Consider the following 21,208-nt stretch of genomic DNA (forward strand, 5'->3'; position numbering starts at 1 on the left):
GTCAGGCTCCGATCTTGTGGCGGGTGCGGGCGAGCAGGATCACGGGCACGAGCCCGGCCAGCACGATCGCGAGCGCGGCGACCGCGCCTTCTTCATAGGTACCGCGTGCGGCTTCCGCATACAGCCAGGTCGCGAGCGTGTCGAAGTTCAGCGGACGCAGCAGCAGCGTTGCCGGCAATTCCTTCATCGTGTCGACGAACACCAGCAGCGCGCTCGTCGTGAGCGCGGGCCGCAACAGCGGCAGGTGCACGCGGCGCAGCGTGCCGCCGGCCGTCTCGCCGAGCGAGCGCGCCGCCTGTTCGAGCGACGGCGGGATGCGTGCGAGGCCGGCCTCGATGCTGCCGGCCGGGATCGCGAGAAAGCGCACGGTGTACGCGATCACGAGTGCGGCTGCCGAGCCCATCAGCATCAGTCCGTCTCGGCCGAGCGCGGCGCCGAACAGCCGGTCGGCCGCGGCGAACGGCAGCAGCAGGCCGATCGCGAGCACGGTGCCCGGCACCGCATAGCCGAGGCTCGCGATCCGCGCGCAGACGCGGGCCGGGCCCGCACGGGCGCTGTCGCGTTGCGCGCGCGCGGCCCATGCGACGACGAGTCCGCACGCGAGCGTCGCGACGGTGGCGGCGGTGGCGATCGTCAGCGTGTTCGCGAGCCCGGTCATCAGTTGCGCGGACACGCCGCCGACGAGGTGCAGCCGCTTGGCCGTTTCGAGCGCGAGATACGCGGCCGGCGCGCCGAAGCCGAGCAGCACGGGCAGCCAGCCGAGCACGGCGGCGCCGAACGCGGCCGCGCCCGTCAGGCGGCGCGGCGCGATCGGCCGCATGCGGCGGCCGTGCGCGTAGCGCTGGCGGCGGCGCCCGTAGCGTTCGAGCACGATCATGCCGACGACGATCGCGAGCATCGCGAGCGCGATCTGCGCGGCGCCGGCGAGATCGGAGCGCGTGATCCACGTCGTGTAGACGGACACGGTCAGCGTCTGCACGCCGAGGAATTCCGACGCGCCGATGTCGTTCAGCGTTTCGAGTAGCGCGAGGCTCACGCCGACCGCGATCGCGGGCCGCGCGAGCGGCACGACGACGCGCCAGAACGTCGCGATGCGTCCCGCGCCGAGCGTGCGCGCGGCTTCGAGCAGGCTCGCGGACTGCGTGACGAACATCGCGCGCGTGCTCAGGTACACGTACGGATACAGCACGAAGCCGAGCACGAAGATCGCGCCGGGCAGCGAGCGCAGGTCGGGCAGGCGGAACTGGCGCGGGCTGTCGAAGCCGAGCAGCCAGCGGATCGCGCCCTGCACGGGGCCGATCGGGTGCAGCAGGTCGAGATACGCGAACGCGACGATGTAGGTGGGCACCGCGAGCGGCAGCAGCAGCGCCCACGTCAGTATCCGGCGGCCGGGAAAGTCGTAGGCGGTGACGAGCCACGCGCAGCCCGTGCCGACGATCGACACGATCGCGCCGACGCCCGCGAGCAGCCCCAGCGTATTGACGAGCGCCTGCGGCAGTACGAATTCGGCGAGATGGCGCCAGTGCGCGAGATCGGCGTCGAACGCGGCGGCCACGAGCACCGCGAGCGGCGCCGCGACCGCCGCGGCGATCGCCAGCGCCGCGAGCAGCCACAGGCTGCCCGCGCGCGGCAGCAGGCGCGGCCGGCCTCGCCGGTGGCGCGCGCCGGCGGCGGTTGCGTCAGTTGTCAAAACCGACCTTGTCGACGAGCTGGCTCGCCTGCTTGCGATGCTTCGCGATGTCAGCCAGCGGCAGCGGGTCGATCTTGAGCGTACCGAAGCTCGCGATCACCGGATCGAGCTTCACGTTCGCGCGCACCGGGTATTCGTAGTTCGCCTGCGCATACAGCGCCTGCGCTTCCGGCGACACGAGGTATTCGAGCAGCTTCACCGCGTTGGCCTTGTGCGGCGCGTGCTTCGCGACCGTCGCGCCGCTGATGTTCACGTGCGTGCCGCCGCTCTTCGCGTTCGCGAACGTCGGCCGGACGACCTTGATCGCGTCGCCCCACTTGCGCGCGTCGCTGCCGGCTTCCGCATGCTTCATGTGGCCGACGTAGTAAGCGTTCGCGAGGCCGACGTCGCAGATCCCGCCGAGGATGTCGCGCGCGACGTCGCGGTCGCCGCCCGTCGCCTTGCGCGCGAGGTTCGCCTTCACGCCGCGCAGCCACTTCTCGGTCGCCGCTTCCCCGTCGTGCGCGATCATCGCCGCGACGAGCGCCGTGTTGTACGGATGTTGGCCCGAGCGGATGCAGACCTTGCCCTTCCATTTCGGGTCGGCGAGATCCTCGTAGCGGAACGCATCGACCTTCAGGTCCTTCTCGACGTACAGCACGCGGTCGCGCAGCGATAGCGCGTACCAGTCGCCGTTCGCGCCGCGCAGGTTCGCGGGAATCGCGTCGTCGAGCGCCTTCGAGCGCACCGGCTGCGTGAGCCCACCGTCGACGAGATCGAGCAGGTTGCCGACGTCGACCGTCATCAGCACGTCGGCCGGCGACTGCGCACCTTCCGCCTTCACGCGCTCGAGCAGGCCGTCCTTCACGAACACCGTGTTGACCTTCACGCCGCTCTGCTGCGTGAACGCGTCGATGAGCGGCTGGATCAGCTTCGGCTCGCGGGTGGTGTACAGGTTTACTGCCTCGGCAGCGTGGGCGAGCGGCGCGAATGCGGCGGCGGCAACGGCGAGGGCGCCGGCGAGCGGCAGCAGGCGGATGCGCGGTTTCGACATGAAGACTCCGGACGGGCAGGTGGACGATGGAAACGTTCCGGGGGGCGCGCCTGCCGGCCGAGCATCCCGAAACATTACAAAATGAAAGACTTCGGATTCTAGATCGAAATGGGAACGATTATCAAATGAAAGCTTGCGGCGGACGGTGGGGCAGTGAGGCGCGGGGATCGGAAACGGGGCGTCGCGGCGGTGGCGCAAGCGCGTAGAATGCCCGCTTCGACGAATTTGACCGGAGACGTACCGACCATGAACGATCAGCGCAAGAAGAACCCTGTCCGCAACGTGAGCATCCTGATCGTCGTGGCCGTGCTGCTCGTGATCGGTACGATCCTGTACAACGCGATTTCGCAGAAGCGCGCTTACGACGAGGCCCATCCGGCCGAGGCCGCGAGCGCGGCGTCGCACTGACGTGCCGATGCGCGGCCCGGTGGGCCGCGCATGCGATGGGAAGGTGAGAGGGAGAATCCTCCGGCCGGCGGCGCGGCAGAGGTCGTGCGCGGCGGGAGTCGAAGCGGGCGCCGGAACCGGCGCGCCGCATACGCAGATCAGCCGTGCGTCAACGTGACGCAGGGGCGAATTTCGGGCGGATCCGTGCGTAGAACACGGCCGCGAGCAGCGCGAGCCAGGCCGCGCCGACATACAGCGCGACGCGCGTGTCCTCGAACCAGCCGAGCATCACGATCACGAAACCCATGAACGCGATCGTCAGTGCCGGCGCGACCGGCCACAACGGCACCTTGAACTTCAGCGCCGCGACTTCGGCGCCCGACAGCCGGCGGCGCATCGCGACTTGCGACAGCAGGATCATCAGCCAGACCCACACGGTCGCGAACGTCGCGATCGCCGCGACCATCAGGAACACGTCCTTCGGCATCAGGTAGTTGAGCAGCACGCCGACGAGCAGCGCACCCGCCATCACGAGCACCGTGACCCACGGCACGCCGTGGCGCGACGTCGTCATCAGCACGCGCGGCGCCTGGCCCTGGCGCGCCATCCCGAACATCATCCGGCCCGCGCCGAAGATGTCGCTGTTGATCGCGGAGATCGCCGCGCTGATCACCACCAGGTTGAGGATCGTCGCGGCCGATTTCACGCCGAGCGCCGAGAAGATCTGCACGAACGGGCTGCCGTCGCTGCCGACGCCCGTCCACGGGCTGATCGACATCAGCACGACCATCGTCAGCACGTAGAACAGCAGGATGCGCGCGGGCACCGCGTTGATCGCGCGCGGAATCACGCGTTCCGGGTCCTTCGCCTCGCCGGCGCTCATCCCGATCACCTCGATCCCGCCGTACGCGAAGATCACGACCGACAGCGACGCGATCAGCCCGCCGACGCCGTTCGGCAGGAAGCCGCCGTGGTTCCACAGGTTCGCGAACGTCGGCGCGTCGGCCGAGTGGCCGAAGTGCATGCCGGTCAGCAGGATCGCGACGCCGCCGCCGATCATCGCGACGATCGCACCGACCTTGATGATCGACAGCCAGAACTCGAGCTCGCCGAACACCTTCACGTGGCACAGGTTCAGCCCGCAGATGATCGCGACGACGCCGAGCACCCAGATCCATTGCGGGACATCCGGAAACCAGAAGGCCATGTAGATGCCGAACGCGGTGATGTCGGCGATCGCGACGATCACCATTTCGAGCGTGTAGGTCCAGCCGGTGACGAAGCCGGCGAACGGGCCGAGGTTTTCGGTCGCGTAATGGCCGAACGAGCCTGCGACGGGTTCGCGCACGGCCATCTCGCCGAGTGCGCGCATCACCATGTAGACGGCCGCGCCGCCCAGGATGTACGCGAGGATCACGGCCGGGCCCGCGAGCTGGATCGCGGACGCCGAACCGTAGAACAGGCCCGTGCCGATCGCCGAACCCAGCGCGAGAAAGCGGATGTGCCGCGCGCTCAGGTGGCGCTGCAAGTTTTTCATCGTGTCTCCGATATTCGTTTTGCGACGGACCGGGCAAGCGGAGCCGGTCCGATTGGCTCAAGTTGTCTATACAACTTAAATGTGAACGAATGATAACAAGTCGGGGCGGGTAACCGGAATCGGGTATTCCCTGACTGGCGCGACGGGCGCAACAGCGGGTGGGGCGCGTGCGCAGCGACGGCGCAGGCCGGGTGAAACGGGCGCGTCATGCTTCGGAACATACGGAATCGGGGAACGTCGGGGCCGGTCCGCGGCATGCGCGGACCGGCCGCCGGCGGCGGCACACGGCGCGCGGATGTTCAGGCGGGCAGGCGGATCACGCTCGCGTCCTTGCGGATCAGCAGCGACGACGCGAGCATCTGCTTGCACTGGTGGGCGAGCACCTTCAGGTCGTGCGTGAGCTCGGCCCCCACCGCATCGGATTTCTCAGCGGACACGACCATCGCGTCGAGCTCGCGCGTGAGCTGCTTCGTCGCGTCGAGCTGGTCGGCGGGCGGCGGCTCGCCGGCCTCGGCCTTCTCGAGATTGTCGAGCACCGCGGCGAGGCCGCGATGCAGCGCGTCGTCGTGGAGGAGGTTGCCGTCGGCCGCGCAGGCCGTGCGGATCAGCGGCGCGGCGGCCGTGATCTGCGCGCCGAGCACGTGCGTCTGCACGAGCAGGTCGTTCAGTTCGGGCACGAAGCGCTGGTGCGCCTTCGGCTCGATCATCATGCGCTGGAACGCCTGCCCGAGATTCGCGAACGCGATGTGCACGTCCTTGCGCGCAAGGCGGTAGTGGTAGTCGTCGTCGAGGGCCGCGGCCGGCGCCTCGATGGCCGCGGCGACGACCGGCACGACGGCCGCGCCGTCGGCGGCCGGCACCGGCGGCGGCGACACGCCGCGCCCGGCGCGCCACACGGCCTCGAAATACTTGCGGGTGGCGGTCAGCATGTCGGCGACCTGCTTGCCCATCAGCCGGTACTCCCAGTACGGGAAAAGACGGCTCGCGGCGATCGCGATCATGCAGCCGACCACCGTGTCGATCGCGCGCTCGCCGATGATCCGCATGCTGCCCGGTGCGAGCAGGTGGAACATCAGCAGCACGTACGACGACGTGAACACGACGCTCGCCGCGTAGTTGAACAGCAGCAGGCTGTAGCTCATCACCATCGACGCGAACATGATCGCGATCAGCAGGTGCGGCTCCTTCACCGTGTAGATCAGCGCGATGCTCGCCGCGCAGCCGATCAGCGTGCCGATGATCCGCTGCGCGTTGCGCTGCTTGGTGAGCGAGTAGCCGGGCTTCAGGATGATGATGGTCGTCATCACGATCCAGTATGCGTTCGTGAGCGGCAGCAGCCGGCCGAGCCAGAATCCGACCGCCACCGCGATCGTCACGCGCAGCGCATGGCGGAAGCTCGGCGAGCGCATGTTCAGGTTCGAGAAGATCAGCAGCGGCGACATCCGGCGGCGCTGCAGGAAGCGCGTGAGCGCCTTGTCGATCTTCAGTTCGGTCTGCTGCGGATCGGCGTGGCCCGACAGGTTGCGGCGCATCCGGTCGATCAGGCGCGTGGCGCTCCAGATGCGCCGGAACGTGGCCAGCACGGCCGCATACGCCTCCGCGTTGGTGGCCGCGAAGTTCTTCTTGCGCATCAGCTCGATCTCGTACTCGATCGCGCGCAGCTCGGCCTTCACGCTGACCCGCGAGTGCGGCGCGCGGTTCTCGAGCACCGCGAGCCCGATCTCCTCGAGATCGGCGGCCGCCTTGCGGATCAGGTCGCGGTAGAAAATGATCAGGTCGGAGCCGCCGAACGTGTTGCGCACCAGCGGGTAGTCGGTGTGCGCGCCGACGAACAGCTCGTGCAGGTCGACGCTGTTGATGAACAGGTTGTACATCGCCGTGCGGCCGGGGTCGAGCTTGCCGCGCCGCAGCTTCGGCAGGTTGCGCAGCACGATGTCGCGCGCAGTTTCCTGCGTTTCGACCGCCGTGATTTGCTTGGCGACGAGATTGCGGTAGCACTCGTCGAGATCGGCATCGAGATCGTAGAACTGTGCGCGCGCGAGCAGGTAGTCGGCGCACGCGAACAGGCTCTCCGCGAGCGCCTGCTGCTCGATCCGGCGCGCCTGCCAGCGCGACACGAGCGTGGCCCAGTACGTGTACCAGAGGCCGCCCGCGAGAATCCAGCCGGCGTTGACGAACGCCTGCAGCGGCGTGAATTTTTCCTCGAGCGTCATCACCATCATGAACAGCGTCGCGAAGCTGATCTGCGGCCAGCGGTTGCCGTAGACGACGATCAGCGACAGCACGAAGGTGAGCGGCACGATGGTGAGCCACAGCACGAAGATGTTCGGCGTGGCGAGGCCGGTGGCGAGCGCAGCCAGAAAACCGATCACGCTGCACGCGAGCATTTCGTTGTGCTTGTACTTGAGCGGGCCCGGCATGTCGACGACGCACGCGCCGAGCGCGCCCGTCGAGATCGTGAAGCCGAGCTCCCGGTTGTGAAACACGATCAGGCACAGCACGGCAGGCAGCGAGACGCCGACCGCGATCCGCAGGCCGCCGAAAAAATACTGGCTGTAGAAAAACTTTCTGATTTCGACCGAATAGCGCATCGATGGGCTGAATGGCAGACGAAGACGCCCGGGGCGGCATCTTGACTGGCGACGAGTCTATCGTATTTCGCGGTCCGCAAAACCTGGCCATCCGGCCGATGCTCGCGGCGGCGGGCCATTTGCTATCCTTCGGGAACCTGTTCGCCCGCTCCGGCCGGCGCGAGAATCCGACCTGCCTCATGCTCCATCTGTTCTATTCGAATCGTCACGAAACGCTGGCCGACGCGCTGCTCGAGGATCTGGCCGCGTTCCCGGCCCGCAAGGGCCCATGGGCGCCGCAACAGGTCATCGTGCCGAGCGCGGCGCTGCGCCGCCGTCTCGAGCTCGACATCGCCGCGCGCAACGGCGTGTGCGCGAACGTCGAGTTCACGTATCTCGCGCAGTGGCTGTGGGCGCAGATCGGCCGCGTGCTGCAGGTGCCCGAGCGCTCGCCGTTCGCGCCCGACCGTCTCGTATGGCGCTGCTACCGGCTGTTCGCGCGAGCGGCCGACGGCGCGCCGTGGCTCGCGTCGCCGCGGCTCGCCGCGTATCTGTCCGCGTCCGACGATGCGATGCGCTACGAGCTTGCCCACCGCGTCGCGACCGTGCTCGACCACTACCTGACCTATCGCCCCGAATGGCTGGCCGCATGGCAGGCCGGCGAATCCGTGCTCGCGGGCGACGCCGCGCCGCGCGGGATCAGCGACGCCGCGCGCGACGACGAGCGCTGGCAGGCCGCGCTGTGGCGCGCGCTGCTCGCCGAGCTGAGCGACAGCGGCACGCCGCCCGCGCACCGCTTCCTCGTCGAAGCGCGCCATCTCGATCCCGACACCGTCGCGCGCGCGGACTGGCCCGAATCGGTCAGCGTGTTCGCCCTGCCCACGATGCCGCCGCTGCATGTCGCACTGCTGCGCGAGCTGTCGCGCTGGATCGACGTGCGCATCTATGCGCTGAACCCGTGCCGCGAATTCTGGTTCGACATCGTGACCGCCGCGCATGCCGAGGCGCTCGATGCGGCGGGGCGGCTCGACTACCAGGAAGTCGGCCATCCGCTGCTCGCCGAATGGGGCAGGCAGACGCAGGCGCAACTGCACATGCTGCACGAGCTGACCGAAAGCGCCGCGTCGGGCGATGCGTCGCGTTTCGTCGAGAATCCCGAGTCCACGTGGCTCGCGCGCGTGCAGAACGCGATCCTCGAACTGCAGCCGGAGGCCGAAACCGGCGGCACGCCGGCCGAGCGCGGAATCGAGGTGCACGTGTGCCACAGCCTCGCGCGCCAGCTCGAGGTGCTGCACGACCGGCTGCTTGCGTGGTTCGACGCCGACCCGAGCCTGCAGCCGTCCGACGTGCTCGTCGCGGTGGCCGATCTCGCCGCGGCCGGCCCGTTGATCGACGCCGTGTTCGGCACGGCCGGCGCAGGCGGTGCGCGCGTGCCTTACCGGATCACCGGCCTGCCGCCGTCGCAGGCGAACCCGGTGGCGCGCGTGCTGCTCGACTGGCTCGCGTTGCCGGAGCGGCAGGTCGGCGCGCCCGAGCTGGTCGAATGGCTGCGCGTCGACGCGGTGGCCGCGCGCTACGGCATCGATGCGGCCGCGCTCGAAACGGTGCAGACCTGGCTCGCGGCCGCCGGCGCGCGGCGCGGGCTGTCGCCGCGCGCGAGCGACGACGCGGCCGTGCCGGTGCCGCGCCATACGTTCTCCGATGCGCTCGCGCGGCTCTTTCTCGGCTATGCGATGCCGGAGGGCGCGGCACCGGTCGGCGCGTGGCTGCCGATCGAGGCGGCCACCGGCAGCGAGGCCGAACTGCTCGGCCGGCTCGCCCGTTTCACCGACGATCTCGACGGCTTCGCGCGGCGGCTGGCCGACGCGCATACGCCGCAAGGCTGGAGCGAACTGTTCGCCGACACGCTCGCGCGTTTCTTCGATTCGGGCGCCGCGTATGCGGATGCGCTCGCGGGCGTGCGCGATGCGCTCGACGCGATGCTGGCCGCGATGACCGAGGGCGCGCCCGACGAAGCGTTGCCGGCGGCCGTCGTCCGGGCGGGGCTGACCGCCGCGCTCGACGATCCGGCGCGCGGCGGGGTGCCGTGGGGCGGCGTCACGTTCTCGTCGCTGACCAGCCTGCGCGGCCTGCCGTATCGCGTCGTCTGCCTGCTCGGGATGGACGACGGCGTGCTGCCGAGTCTCGCGCGCGCGGACGAATTCGACCTGATGGCCGTGCTGCCGAAGCTCGGCGACCGGCAGCGCCGCGACGACGAGCGCAACCTGTTTCTCGACCTGCTGCTCGCCGCGCGCGACCGGCTGCTGATCGCCTACACGGGCCGCAGCATTCGCGACAACGCACCGTTGCCGCCCGCGGCACTCGTCGACGAGCTGCTCGATCATCTTGCGCTCGTCGCGGCCGGGCCCGACGCCGCGCCGGATGCCGTCGATGCCGCGCGGCGCGCGTTCGTCGTCGAGCATCCGCTGCAGCCGTTCGCGGCCGCGTATTTCCAGCCCGGCAGCGCACTCGTTTCGTATGACGCCGAGCGTGCGACGCTTGCGTCGCTGCTGGCCGCCGAGGCGTCGCGCGACGGGCCGCGCGAGCGGCCGTTCTTCGCGCAGCCGCTGCCGGCCGAACCGGTCGAGCCGGTCGCGTTCAGCGAATTCGAACGTTTCTGGCGGCATCCCGCGCGCGCGCTGCTGCGTGCACGGCTCGGCATCGTGCTCGCCGACGCGCAGGCCGAGCTGCTCGACACCGAGCCGTTCGCGCTCGATTTCGCCGGCAGCGACGCGCTCGCCGAGCGCGTGCTGCCGTTGCTGATCGAATCGGACGGCGCCGGCATGCACGATCACGCGCTGCGCATTGCGGACGCGAGCCCCGAACTGCCGGGCGGCGCGACGGGCGCCGTATGGCGCGATCAGGCGCTCGGCTCGATGACGCAGCTCGCGTCGAACGTGCGCCGCGCACTGGCCGACGGCATCGAGCGGCGGCCGTTCTCGCTCACCGTCGTGCCCGCGTGGCCCGACACCGAGCAGGCGTTGTTCGGCGCTGACGATGCGCTGCTGTCGCGCGACGCGGTGAGCGCGCCGCTCGACCTGCACGGCACGCTGAACCGGCTCACGCCGGCCGGGCAGATCATCTACCGCTATGCGCGGCCGAGTGCGCGCGACTACCTTTCCGCGTGGCTCGCGCATCTCGTCTATTGCGCGATCGAACCCGACGGCCCGCGCCGCACGCTGTGGTTCGGCAGCGGCGGCGCGTTCGAGCTGACGCCCGTCGCGGCGCCGCTCGAGCAACTCGCGCCGCTGGCCGCGCTGTTTCGCGCGGGGCGACGCATGCCGCTGCGGTTTTTCCCGCGCAGCGCGTGGGCGCGGGTGTCCGACGGCGAGGCCAAGGCCGCGAGCGTCTGGATCAACGAGCGCGTCGTGAGCGAAGCCGACGATCCGGCCATCGCGATCGCGTGGCGCGGTGCGCATGCGTCGCTCGACGAGCCGTTCGGCACACTCGCGCGGCTCGTGTTCGATCCGCTCGTCGAGCATCTGAAGGAGGTCGCATGAGCGCCGTGTCGCAGCCGCAGCACGCGCTGGAACTCGACGTGTTCGCGTGCCCGCTCGACGGCGTCAACCAGATCGAGGCGTCGGCCGGCACCGGCAAGACGTGGAACATCTGCGCACTGTACGTGCGCCTGTTGCTGGAGAAGGATCTCGGCGCGGACGAAATCCTCGTCGTGACCTTCACGAAAGCGGCGACCGCCGAGCTGCACGAGCGGATTCGCAGCCGGCTCGCGCAGCTTGCCCATGCGCTCGACACAGGCGACGACGGCGGCGACCCGTTCATCTCGCGCCTGCTCGAAACCACGCTCGGCGCAGCCGGCATGCTCGACCCCGACACGGCCGCGAAGCGGATCAGGCGCGCGTTGCGCGCATTCGACCAGGCCGCGATCCACACGATTCACGCGTTTTGCCAGCGTGCGCTTCAGGAAGCGCCGTTCGCGGCGGCGATGCCGTTCGCGTTCGACATGGAGGCCGACGATGCATCGCTGCGCTTCGAGCTGGCGGCGGATTTCTGGCGCACGCGCGTCGAACCGGCCGCCGCGCGCTGGCCGGGCTTCGCGACCTGGCTCGTCGAATCGGGCGCGGGCCCGGCCGCGCTCGATGCGCAGCTCGCGCGCCGGCTGAAGAAGCCGCTCGCCGCGCTGCGCTGGGACGGCGTGGCCGAGCCGGACGAATCGGCCGAAGCGGCCGCGGCGGAATGCTTCGCCGAGGCGGCGCGAATGTGGGCGGCCGAGCGCGATGCGATCGACGCGTTGCTGCGCGCCGCGCAGCCCGCGCTCAACCAGCGCTCGCACAAACCCGAAGCGGTTGCCGATGCACTCGCCGCGTGGGCCGCGCACTTCGCGCAGGGCGACGCGACGGCGGCGCTGCCGAAGGTCGCGCTCAAGCTCACGCAAACCGCGCTGGCGAAGGCGACGAAGAAGGGCGGCACGACACCCGAACACGCATTCTTCGACGTGGCCGACGCGCTCGAAGCGGCCGTGGCCGCGGCCGAGGCCACCCAGCGCGCGCGCTGGCTCGCGCTGATCGCCGCATGGCTCGACATGGCGCCGGGCGAACTGGCCGAGCGCAAGCGCACGCGGCGCGTCGTGTCGTTCGACGATCTGCTTGCCAACCTGTATCACGCGCTGCACGCGCACCCGTGGCTTGCCGACACGCTGCGCGCGCGCTATCCGGCCGCGCTGATCGACGAGTTCCAGGATACCGATCCGCTGCAGTTCGCGATCTTCGACCGGATCTTCGCGCCGGGCGGCCCGCTGTTCCTGGTCGGCGACCCGAAGCAGGCGATCTACAGTTTCCGCGCGGCCGATCTGCATACGTATCTGGCGGCACGCGCGCGTGCGAGCGCGTGCTATACGCTCGCGGTCAACCAGCGCTCGACGCCCGCGATCGTCGATGCGTGCAACCGCTTCTTCATGTCGAATCCGCGCGCCTTCGTGCTCGACGGGCTCGACTATTACGCGGTGCGCGCAGGCACGCGCGTGCGTGCGCCGTTCGTCGACGAAACCGATCCGGGCCCGGCCGGCGATTTCCGGGTGTGGGCGTTGCCGGGCGGCGAAGGCACGCTGCTCAAGCGCGACGCGCAGGCGCAGGCCGCCCAGGCCTGCGCGGCCGAGATCGCGCGGCTGATGCGCGGCGCGCGCGAAGGTCGCGTGCGGCTCGGCGCGACGCCGCTGTCGCCGGGCGATGTCGCGGTGCTCGTGCAGACGCACCGGCAGGGCAGTCTCGTGAAGCGCGTGCTGGCCACGTGGGGCATCGGCAGCGTCGAACTGGCGCAGGCATCGGTGTTCTCGACCGGCGACGCCGAGCAGCTCGAACGCGTGCTCGCGGCAATCGATGCGCCGGGCGACCTCCGGCGTCTGCGCGCCGCGCTCGCATCCGACTGGTTCGGCCTCGATGCGGGCGCGCTGTGGCGAATGGAGCAGGGCGACGGCGACGGGCAACGCGATGCATCCGCTACTGACGGCGCCGACGCGATGAGCTGGGTCGAGCGCTTCTCGCGGTATCGGCTGCTGTGGCGCGAACGCGGCTTCGCGGTGATGTGGCGCACGTTCACGCGCGAACTGCGGATCGCCGAGCGGCTGATGGCCGGTGCGGACGGCGAGCGGCGCGTGACCGACATCAATCATCTGGCCGAGCTGACGCAGGCACGCGCATCGGCGCAGCCGGGCATCGCACCGACGCTGCGCTGGCTCGCCGCGCAACGGCTCGACGGCGGCGGCGAGGAAGCGCAGCTGCGGCTCGAATCGGATCGCAACCTCGTGCAGATCGTCACCGTGCACAAGTCGAAGGGCCTCGAATACGCGATCGTGTTCTGTCCGTTCCTGAACGACGGCGGGTTGCGCGAGCCGCCGCCGTCCGCGCTGCCCGATGCGCGCGAATATCACGACGAGGCGGGCGACGCGGTGCTGCATTACGGCTGCGACGACGAAGCCGCCGCGCATGCGGCGCGGCAGGCGCTGCGCGAGCAGGCTGCGGAACGCGCGCGGCTCGTCTACGTGGCGCTCACGCGCGCGGTCTATCGCTGCTATGTCGTCGCTGGGCCGTACCTGGCATCGCGCTCGACGCGCGAAGCGCGGCGCAGCGTGCTCAACTGGCTCGTCGCGGGCGCCGGGCAGTCGTTCGATGCATGGCTCGACGAGCCGCCCGACGAAGCCGCGCTCGATACCGCATGGCATGCGCTCGCGGGCGGCCCCGTGAGCGTCGCGCCGTTGCCGGCGCCGGGGCGCCCCGAGCGGCTCGCGGCCGGGCACGACGCGTCGCAGACGCTCGCGGCGCGCCAGGCGACGCGCGTGCTGCGCGATGCGTGGCGGATGGCGAGCTTCAGCTCGCTGACCGCGTCGATGGCGCGCGAGGAGGCGGGCGTCGCGGCCGTGCCCGACGACGAACTGCGGCCCGATCACGATGCGCTGGCCGCGGTGGCGCCGGATGGCGAGTGGCTGTTGGCCGATCCGGTCGCGCCCGAACCGCCGGACGACGACATCCTCGTGTTCCCGCGCGGCGCGGCGGCCGGCGAGTGCCTGCACCGTCTGTTCGAACTCAGCCGCTTCACGGAGCCCGAGTCGTGGCCCCGGGCCGCGCTCGGCGCGCTGCACGACCGGCCGGTCGAGGCCGTGCCCGAGCTGGCGACGCGCCTGTCGGCGATGATGGTGCGGCTGGTCGACGACGTCGTGCACACCGAGCTCGTGCCGGGCATGCGGCTCGCCGATCTCGATCCCGCGAAGCGGCTCGACGAAATGGGTTTCCTGTTCCCTGCGCCGGCGCTCGACCTCGTGGCGCTACGCCGGCTGCTGGTCGCGCACGGCTACCCGGACGTTGCACTGGAGGCGGGCATGCTCGCCGGTTTCATCAAGGGTTTCATCGACATGATCGTCGAACACGACGGCCGCTTCTGGATCGTCGACTGGAAGTCGAACCATCTCGGCACGACGCCGGACGCGTACGGTCCGCGCGCGCTCGACGTCGCGATGGCCGATCACGCGTATCACCTGCAGGCGCTGCTCTATACGGTCGCGCTGCATCGCTACCTGCGCGGGCGGCTGCCCGATTACGACTACGACACGCATATCGCGGGCTATCTGTACCTGTTCGTGCGCGGTGTGCGGCCCGGCTGGCGCAGCGGCGGCGAGCCGGCCGGCGTGCATGCGCGGCGGCCCGCGCGTGCGCTCGTCGAAGCGCTCGACCGGATGATGGAAGGGGGCCGCGCATGAACGCCTCCGACGATATGCTCGAATTTACCGGCGGCCTCGTCGCGCGGCTGCCCGAACCCGCCGATTTCGGCATCGCGCTTGCGGAAGGTTTCGCGCGCCGCATCGGCGATCTCTCGCGCCGCGCCGGCGCGCCGGCCGCGGCCGCGCGCTGGGCCGCGCGCGCCGCGTTCGCGACGAGCCGAGCGACCGCCGGCGGCCACGTGTGCGTCGCGCTCGGTGCGCTCGCGCAGCGCTACGAAGCGCCGCCGGATGAGGTTCGCGCGGCGCTTGCCGCGAGCGGCGTGGTCGCGTTCGGCACGCTCGCGCGCGGCGACGAGCGGCCGCTGATCGTCGACCGTCACGATCACCTGTACCTGTCGCGCTATTTCGACTACGAGCGTCGGCTTGCCGACGCGCTCGTCGCGCAGGCCGGCACGGCCGTGCCGGACGAAGCGCTTGCGCCCGACCGGTTGCGTGACAGCCTCGCGCGTTACTTCGGGCCGCCCACCGGTGAAGTCGACTGGCAGCGCGTCGCGGCGATCGTCGCGCTGACGGGCCGCGTGACGATCGTCAGCGGCGGCCCGGGAACGGGCAAGACGACGACCGTCGTCGGCGTGCTGGCCTGCCTGCTCGACGCGCACCCGGCGCTGCGCGTCGCGCTGGCCGCGCCGACCGGCAAAGCCGCGCAGCGGATGCAGGAAGCGCTGCATGCGCGGGCCGGCGACCTGCCGCCCGAACTCGCGGCGCGCCTGCCCGATACGTCGTACACGCTGCACCGGCTGCTGGGCGGCGGCGGTGCGGCCGGCTTTCGGCACCATCGCGACAATCCGTTGCCGTACGACCTGATCGTCGTCGACGAGGCGTCGATGATCGACGTCGCGCTCGCCGCGCATCTGCTCGACGCGCTCGCACCGGGCGCGCGGCTCGTGCTGCTCGGCGACAAGGACCAGTTGGCCGCCGTCGAGGCGGGCGCCGTCTTCGCGGAGCTGAGCGCGCGGCCGGCATTTACCGCCGCGGCGCGTACGCGTATCGCGCAGGCGCTCGGCATCGACGAGGCGGCGTTCGTCGCGGCGTTGCCGGTGCGGGACGACGCCGCGACCGCGGCCGTTCCCGCGGCGCATCCGGTTTCCGCCGCGGTCCCGGCGCCGGCGCCTTCCTCTGCGCGTGCAACGGCTGCCCGCAAACCGGCGTCGAGACGGAAAACCGATATACGGCAGGCATCGCTCTTCGACGACGAACCGCAGGGCGATGAAGATTCGTCGACCGATGTCGCGCCGCCGCCGGCTGCAGGCCCCGTGCCGGCCGAAACCGGCGACTCGGGGGAGGCTGTCAAAGCCGCCGAAGCCGCCGCATGGATCGAGGTCGGCGAACTCGCGTGGCTCGACGCCATCGAGTTGCCGCCGTTCGACACAGGCGACGCGGCGCTTGCGTCGGTCACGTCGATGGCGCCGGACGCAACCGCCGCGGCGTCCGCGCCCGCGGCCGCACCGGCCCCGCTTGCCGACTGCGTGGTCTGGCTCGAACGCAACTACCGCTTCGGTCTCGATTCGCCGATCGGGCGGCTGTCGCTCGCGATCCGCAGCGGCGACGTGCAGGCCGCGCTCGACGCGCTGCCCGCCGACGAGTCGGCTGCCGCGTCGTTCCACGACGATGCGGGCGAGTCGCTCGCGTCGTCGACGGTCGAGCGGCTCGCGCGGCGCTTCGGTGCCTACCTCGACGCGTTGCGCGACGCGCTGGCCGCGCCGGTGCCCGATCCGCTGCCGCTGTTCGACGCGCTCAACCGGTTCCGGATCCTGTGCGCGACCCGCAGCGGCTTGCGCGGCGCGGAGCACGTCAATGCGCTCGTGGCCGCGCACGTGCGCCATGCGGCGCGCGTACCGCTCGCGGTCGGCGCGCACTGGTTCACGGGGCGGCCGATCATGGTGACGCGCAACGACTATGCGCTCGGCTTGTTCAACGGCGATATCGGCGTTGCGCTGCCCGATGCGCATGGCGTGCTGCGCGTGTGGTTCAGGCGCGCGGACGGCACGGCTCGCGCGGTATCGCCGGCCGCGCTGCCCCCGCACGAAACCGCTTTCGCGCTGACGGTCCACAAATCGCAGGGCTCGGAATTCGACGAGGCCGCGCTCGTGCTGCCGGCGTCGTTCGGCCGCGTGCTCACGCGCGAACTCGTCTATACGGCCGTCACGCGTGCCCGCACGCGCGTGCAGGTGATCGGGCCGCGGCGTGTGCTCGCGCAGGCGGTCGCGACACGCACGCAGCGCGACTCGGGGCTCGCGGCGCGCGTCGACGAGGCGCTCGAGCGGCGCCGGACGGAGGCTTCGCGATGATGATCCGCTATACGCTCGATCCGGCCGAAGTCGAATGGACGGCCGTGCGCGCGCAGGGCGCGGGCGGGCAGAACGTGAACAAGGTGTCGAGCGCGATCCACCTGCGCTTCGATATCCGCGCGTCGTCGTTGCCGCCCGTCATCAAGGAGCGGCTGCTTGCGCTGCCCGACCAGCGCATCACGCGCGATGGCATCGTCGTGATCAAGTCGCAGGAATATCGCACCCAGGAGAAGAACCGCGAAGCCGCGCTGGCGCGCCTCGATGCGCTGATCGGCGGTGTCGCGTACACGCCGCGCGCGCGGGTCGCCACGCGGCCGACGCGCGCGTCGAAGGAGCGGCGCCTCGAGCACAAGTCGCGCCGCAGCGCGGTGAAGTCGGGACGAGGGAAGGTGACCGACTGACGAATGGGCGAGCGACGGATGGGCGACGGGCGCGACAGTCGTTCGCTCGCCGACGCACCGGCTACCGCGTTACGGCTCCTGCGCTGTCGAGCACGAGGGCGACACAGAACACGACGAGTCGAGCGACGGACGGGCGACGGTCGCGCCGGCCGTTCGCTCGCCGACGTACCGGCTACCGCATCACGGTTCCCGCGCTGTCGAGCACGAAGTCGACGCAGAACACGACGAGCCGGCTCTGCGCGCGAATCGCGACGGCGGCCGTGTAGCAGTCGCGGCCTTCCGTCAGCGAGAAGTGCGGGCCCATCAGCGCGACGCGTCCGGGGGCGGCGATCGCGCGCTGGAAATACGGGCGCCGCGACCAGTTGCTGTGGGTTTCCGGGAACAGCGGGGCGAGGCGGGTGGTGCCTGCCTGGCCGTCGTCGGCGTGCGCGCCGATCGACGGCAGGAACTGCTCGCCGGTCTCGTCGGTGACGAACACGCGGCGCGCAGCCGGCTCCGCGAATACGCGTTGCGCGGCGTCCTGCAGGTTGCCGCTCGCGGAAAATGCGGCGGCGCCGGTCAGCACGAGTCGCTCGATCGCGTCGAAACCCGGCTGCTCGGCGACGACCGGTGCGTGCCGGCGCGCGATGAAGCGCTGCCACGCGGCGTCGAGCATCGCGGGTGCCGCCGCGCTTGCATGGGCGATCGATGCATCGGGCTGGCCGAACCGGAAACCCTGCACGAAATCGATGTCGGCTTCCATCAGCGCCTGCAGCGAGTCGTCGCTCTCGACGCCCTCGGCGAGCACCATCGCGCCGGCCTGATGCAGCATCGATACGAGGTGATGCATGATGCGGCGATCGTCGGCCGAACGGGTCGAGCGTTCGACGAGCGAGCGATCGAGCTTGACGATGTCGGGGCGCGCGCGCCACACGCGGTCGAAGTTCGAGAATCCCGTGCCGAAATCGTCGATCGCGATCAGGAAGTCGCGATGCTGGATCATGTCGATCGTGCGGGCGAGCGCGGCTTCGTCGCGCGCCGGCTGTTCGACGACCTCCAGCACGATGCGGTTCGGCGGCAGGGCGAAATGCCGGCACAGCGCTTCGACGAATTCGCGCTGCACGAGGCCCGAATCGAGCACGCGCGGCGTGACGTTCAGGAACAGCCAGCCGTCGCCGATGCCCTGCGCGACGAAGTTGGCCGTATGCAGGCAGCGCGCGAGCCGGTCGAGCAGCAGCGCGTCGGCGTCGGCGCGCGTCTTGTCGAACAAGGCGGCGGGCGAGACCAGCGCGCCGTTCGAATCGACGACGCGCAGCAGCGCCTCGTAGCCGACGACCCGCTTGTGCGTGATCGACAGCACGGGCTGGAATACGCTGCGCAGTGTCGTGTTGCGATAGGTGGCGAGCCAGCCGCCGGGCGTCGCCGTGAGGCGTTCGAGCAGGGAGTCGAGCGAGAGGTCGCGGGCGGGCTTCATGTCAGTGCCCGGGGGCGGGCGGCGCAGCGGCGCCACGCTGAAGCAGTCGCACGCGCCGGCGGACGCGAAAGGACGTGGAACATCGTGACCGCCTTCTGCGGGTAAGTGTTCCGAGTGTAACGGGAATGGCGTCGCTCGCGTATCAGGGTAACTCCAGACGCACACGGATAGGCGCTCGCGGCCGGGGCGCCCGCATGCGCGCCGCGCATGACCGCCGCGTAGCAACGGGCACCGCTGGCGCACATGACGATCCGGCGGCATGGCATGGCATGGCATGGCATGGCACGGCGCGGCACGGCATGGGGGCATGGCACGACTCGACTCGACACGGCGCGCGTGGTGTGACACGGCATGACATGTCATGACATGTGGTGACGCACGGTGTGACGAGTCGCGGCGAAGCGGGTGGGTGATGTGAGGCGCGGCAAGTCAGCGCAGACAATACGAGACGGCAAATCCCGGCGGCTGGATCAGCCCCGAGCGAACGTGGCCGTCAGAGGAGTGCCAATGCCATCCGCACCACACCGCTGAACCGTCCCCCCGTCCATCAGACACCGCGCCCCACCTGCTGCCGGTGCCTGCGCCCAAACGAATCGTCAGGTCGCTTCGCCGCTGCGCGGCTTCATTCCGGGAATCCGCTTGATCACACCGGTCGCGAGTGCGGTGCCGACGAGCACGATCGCGCAGCCTTCGATCATCACGACCGATACGTGTTCGCCGAGGAACAGCGCGCCCCACAGCAGCCCGAACACCGGAATCACGAACGTGACGGTAATCGCGCGGGCCGGGCCGATGTGCGCGATCAGGTAGAAGTAGATGAAATACGCGATGCCGGTGCATGCGATACCCAGCGCGAGCACGGAGCCCCATGCGTGCGCGCCGATCGGTGCGGCCGGCCAGGTCGCGATCGCGAACGGCAGCAGCAGCACGGTCGAGCCGATCATGCTGCCGGTCGCGTTGACGAGCGGATCGATGCCGCTCAGCTTGCGCTTCGTGTAGTTGGCCGCGATCCCGTACAGCAGCGTCGCGCCGAGCGCGGCGGCCGCGGCGAGGGCCGTCGCGCTCGCGCCGGTGCTGCCTTGCGCGTTCGCGATCTGGTTCCACACGAGCGTGAGCACGCCGCCGAAGCCGATCACGAGGCCGAGCACGCGCGGCAGCGACAACCTGTCCTTCAGCCACAGGTAGGCGACGAGTGCGCCCCATAGCGGCGCCGTCGCGTTGATGACCGACGTCACGCCGGCCGACAGCGTCAGTTCGGCAAACGCGAACAGACAGAACGGGATGCCCGAGTTCAGCGCGCCGACGACGAACAGCGGCCACGCGTGACGGCGCAGCCGGGCGCCGAGTTCGGCGGGCGGGAAGCGCGTCAGCGCGAAGCCGATCAGGAACAGCGCACCGATGCCCACCCGCAGCGCCATCAAAGGCGCGACGCCGAAATCGGCGACGCCGACCCGGATGAACAGGAACGACGCGCCCCACAGGGCGGCGAGAAAGGTCAGCAGAAGCGCATTCTTGGGTGACATCGGGAGGAGGGGCGAGGGACGGGATGCGGTGGATCTTACACCGCGTTACCGCGCCATCGCTTCACGTCCGGATGAAACGACAAGAAACGGGACAAGAAGCGGGAAGCGCCGCCCGCCGCCGACAGGCGCCGGCAGCCAAGCGACGTCGCCGTTCAGTGATGGCGCCAGCCGCCGCGCCCGCCGAAGCCGAAATTGAGCGACAGCGCCGGTCCCCAATAACCGCCCCACGCGGGCGCATACGCAGGCGCGGGATAGTAGTAGGCGGGGCCCGGATCGACGTAGACGGGCGCCGGCTGCACCGGTGCCGCCGCGTAATAGCCGCCGGCCGGATAGTAGCCGTACGGGTAATAGCAGCCGGTGAGTGTCGCGGCGGCGAGCGCCGCGACGACGGGGGTCCTGTTCATGATGTCTCTCCGGCGGGGCCGGCAATCGGCAGATGCTTAAGCTTAGGCCGCGCGGCGACGACACGGTGCGCAAAACGGTAACGGATCATTTCCGCGCATCGGCTGCGGAGTCGGCCGGATCGCGGCGCCGCATGCGAAAACGGCGCTTCCGCGCTGCGGAAACGCCGTCTGGCCAAACCCCGCCCGCGCCGTGTCGGGCGACGGGTGCGCGCCGGGCAAATGCCCCGCGTGGTTACTTGCCGACCTGGTTGCCGATGATGCCGCCGGCCGCCGCACCGCCGAGCGTCGACAACGCGCTGCCGCCGATCGCCGCGCCGGCGACACCGCCGACGCCCGCGCCGATGGCCGTATCGCGCTGGCGTCGCGACATCGAATCGCAGGCGGACAGGCTGGCTACCGTCGCGACGAGGAGAGCGTATACCCCAAAACGCCGAATCGTATTCATGATCGTTGTCCTTGTGGTAGTGAACGGAAAGTGAACGAGAAGCGCGCAACCGGCAGGCGGCCGCGCATGAAACCAATCTACTCGCCGTGCCGGAACGCCGCTGTAAGGACTTGTTAAGGCTCTCGGGGTTTCGTAATCAATTGTTTCGTTTGCAGGCGCGGGCACGCGCGATGCTGGCGCAAAAAAGCCCGCTCGAAAGCGGGCTTCGTC

General features: G+C 70.3%; 13 protein-coding genes. 5 read left to right on the forward strand and 8 right to left on the reverse strand.

The genetic code is table 11. From position 1 onward, the window contains the following. Position 1: 1 nt before the first annotated feature. Positions 2 to 1,690, reverse strand: coding sequence for an ABC transporter permease (locus WJ16_RS05725; protein WP_069256221.1), 1,689 nt, complete (start codon positions 1,688 to 1,690; stop codon positions 2 to 4). Then, positions 1,680 to 2,723: a Fe(3+) ABC transporter substrate-binding protein gene (locus WJ16_RS05730; protein WP_069256222.1), complete on the reverse strand. Its 1,044-nt coding sequence runs from the start codon at positions 2,721 to 2,723 to the stop codon at positions 1,680 to 1,682. The genes WJ16_RS05725 and WJ16_RS05730 overlap by 11 nt, the downstream gene beginning before the upstream one ends. 246 nt (positions 2,724 to 2,969) lie before the next feature. Here WJ16_RS05730 and WJ16_RS34660 point away from each other — a divergent pair, with 246 nt between their 5' ends. Beyond that, a complete protein-coding gene (locus WJ16_RS34660) occupies positions 2,970 to 3,131 on the forward strand; it encodes a hypothetical protein (protein WP_009688068.1) in 162 nt (53 codons plus the stop codon). Positions 3,132 to 3,279: 148 nt separating this feature from the next. On the opposite strand, the gene WJ16_RS05735 is transcribed toward WJ16_RS34660, so the two are convergent. Together WJ16_RS05735 and WJ16_RS05740 are read right to left on the reverse strand one after the other, a co-directional pair. Continuing rightward, the gene (locus WJ16_RS05735; RefSeq protein ID WP_069256223.1) at positions 3,280 to 4,647 is read right to left on the reverse strand and encodes an amino acid permease; all 1,368 of its coding nucleotides are present in this window, start codon (positions 4,645 to 4,647) and stop codon (positions 3,280 to 3,282) included. Positions 4,648 to 4,946: 299 nt separating this feature from the next. Next, positions 4,947 to 7,238, reverse strand: a complete 2,292-nt coding sequence (locus WJ16_RS05740) for an FUSC family protein (protein WP_069256224.1) — start codon at positions 7,236 to 7,238, stop codon at positions 4,947 to 4,949. A gap of 179 nt (positions 7,239 to 7,417) precedes the next feature. Here WJ16_RS05740 and recC point away from each other — a divergent pair, with 179 nt between their 5' ends. Genes recC through arfB form a run of 4 tightly spaced genes read left to right on the forward strand, consistent with a single transcriptional unit; the run spans position 7,418 to position 17,173 of the window. Next, a complete protein-coding gene (gene recC, locus WJ16_RS05745; protein ID WP_069257967.1) occupies positions 7,418 to 10,756 on the forward strand; it encodes an exodeoxyribonuclease V subunit gamma in 3,339 nt (1,112 codons plus the stop codon). Next, positions 10,753 to 14,463, forward strand: coding sequence for an exodeoxyribonuclease V subunit beta (gene recB / locus WJ16_RS05750; protein WP_069256225.1), 3,711 nt, complete (start codon positions 10,753 to 10,755; stop codon positions 14,461 to 14,463). The genes recC and recB overlap by 4 nt, the downstream gene beginning before the upstream one ends. Beyond that, on the forward strand, positions 14,460 to 16,772 hold the full coding sequence (locus WJ16_RS05755; RefSeq protein ID WP_069256226.1) for an AAA family ATPase: 2,313 nt from the start codon (positions 14,460 to 14,462) through the stop codon (positions 16,770 to 16,772). Before recB ends, WJ16_RS05755 begins: the two co-directional genes overlap by 4 nt. Then, positions 16,769 to 17,173: an alternative ribosome rescue aminoacyl-tRNA hydrolase ArfB gene (arfB, locus tag WJ16_RS05760; protein ID WP_069256227.1), complete on the forward strand. Its 405-nt coding sequence runs from the start codon at positions 16,769 to 16,771 to the stop codon at positions 17,171 to 17,173. The genes WJ16_RS05755 and arfB overlap by 4 nt, the downstream gene beginning before the upstream one ends. Positions 17,174 to 17,345: 172 nt before the next feature. On the opposite strand, the gene WJ16_RS05765 is transcribed toward arfB, so the two are convergent. From WJ16_RS05765 to WJ16_RS05780, 4 genes are all read right to left on the reverse strand, one after another. Further along, positions 17,346 to 18,626 (reverse strand): sensor domain-containing phosphodiesterase, encoded by a 1,281-nt coding sequence (locus WJ16_RS05765; RefSeq protein WP_069256228.1) that lies wholly within the window; start codon positions 18,624 to 18,626, stop codon positions 17,346 to 17,348. Between the two features lie 596 nt (positions 18,627 to 19,222). Then, positions 19,223 to 20,149, reverse strand: coding sequence for a DMT family transporter (locus WJ16_RS05770; RefSeq protein WP_069256229.1), 927 nt, complete (start codon positions 20,147 to 20,149; stop codon positions 19,223 to 19,225). A gap of 152 nt (positions 20,150 to 20,301) precedes the next feature. Further along, the gene (locus tag WJ16_RS05775; protein ID WP_069256230.1) at positions 20,302 to 20,553 is read right to left on the reverse strand and encodes a hypothetical protein; all 252 of its coding nucleotides are present in this window, start codon (positions 20,551 to 20,553) and stop codon (positions 20,302 to 20,304) included. A gap of 232 nt (positions 20,554 to 20,785) precedes the next feature. Continuing rightward, the gene (locus tag WJ16_RS05780; protein WP_069256231.1) at positions 20,786 to 20,998 is read right to left on the reverse strand and encodes a glycine zipper 2TM domain-containing protein; all 213 of its coding nucleotides are present in this window, start codon (positions 20,996 to 20,998) and stop codon (positions 20,786 to 20,788) included. Positions 20,999 to 21,208 lie beyond the last annotated feature (210 nt).

Origin of the sequence: Burkholderia metallica (genome assembly GCF_001718555.1) — a bacterium.
In the GTDB taxonomy this organism is placed as follows: domain Bacteria; phylum Pseudomonadota; class Gammaproteobacteria; order Burkholderiales; family Burkholderiaceae; genus Burkholderia; species Burkholderia metallica.

Coding starts and splice junctions, on each gene's coding strand:
- WJ16_RS05730 (WP_069256222.1), bottom strand. CDS start 2,723: ATGTCGAAACCGCGCATCCGCCTGCTGCCGCTCGCCGGCGCCCTCGCC.
- WJ16_RS34660 (WP_009688068.1), top strand. CDS start 2,970: ATGAACGATCAGCGCAAGAAGAACCCTGTCCGCAACGTGAGCATCCTG.
- WJ16_RS05735 (WP_069256223.1), bottom strand. CDS start 4,647: ATGAAAAACTTGCAGCGCCACCTGAGCGCGCGGCACATCCGCTTTCTC.
- WJ16_RS05740 (WP_069256224.1), bottom strand. CDS start 7,238: ATGCGCTATTCGGTCGAAATCAGAAAGTTTTTCTACAGCCAGTATTTT.
- recC (WP_069257967.1), top strand. CDS start 7,418: ATGCTCCATCTGTTCTATTCGAATCGTCACGAAACGCTGGCCGACGCG.
- recB (WP_069256225.1), top strand. CDS start 10,753: ATGAGCGCCGTGTCGCAGCCGCAGCACGCGCTGGAACTCGACGTGTTC.
- WJ16_RS05755 (WP_069256226.1), top strand. CDS start 14,460: ATGAACGCCTCCGACGATATGCTCGAATTTACCGGCGGCCTCGTCGCG.
- arfB (WP_069256227.1), top strand. CDS start 16,769: ATGATGATCCGCTATACGCTCGATCCGGCCGAAGTCGAATGGACGGCC.
- WJ16_RS05765 (WP_069256228.1), bottom strand. CDS start 18,626: ATGAAGCCCGCCCGCGACCTCTCGCTCGACTCCCTGCTCGAACGCCTC.
- WJ16_RS05770 (WP_069256229.1), bottom strand. CDS start 20,149: ATGTCACCCAAGAATGCGCTTCTGCTGACCTTTCTCGCCGCCCTGTGG.
- WJ16_RS05775 (WP_069256230.1), bottom strand. CDS start 20,553: ATGAACAGGACCCCCGTCGTCGCGGCGCTCGCCGCCGCGACACTCACC.
- WJ16_RS05780 (WP_069256231.1), bottom strand. CDS start 20,998: ATGAATACGATTCGGCGTTTTGGGGTATACGCTCTCCTCGTCGCGACG.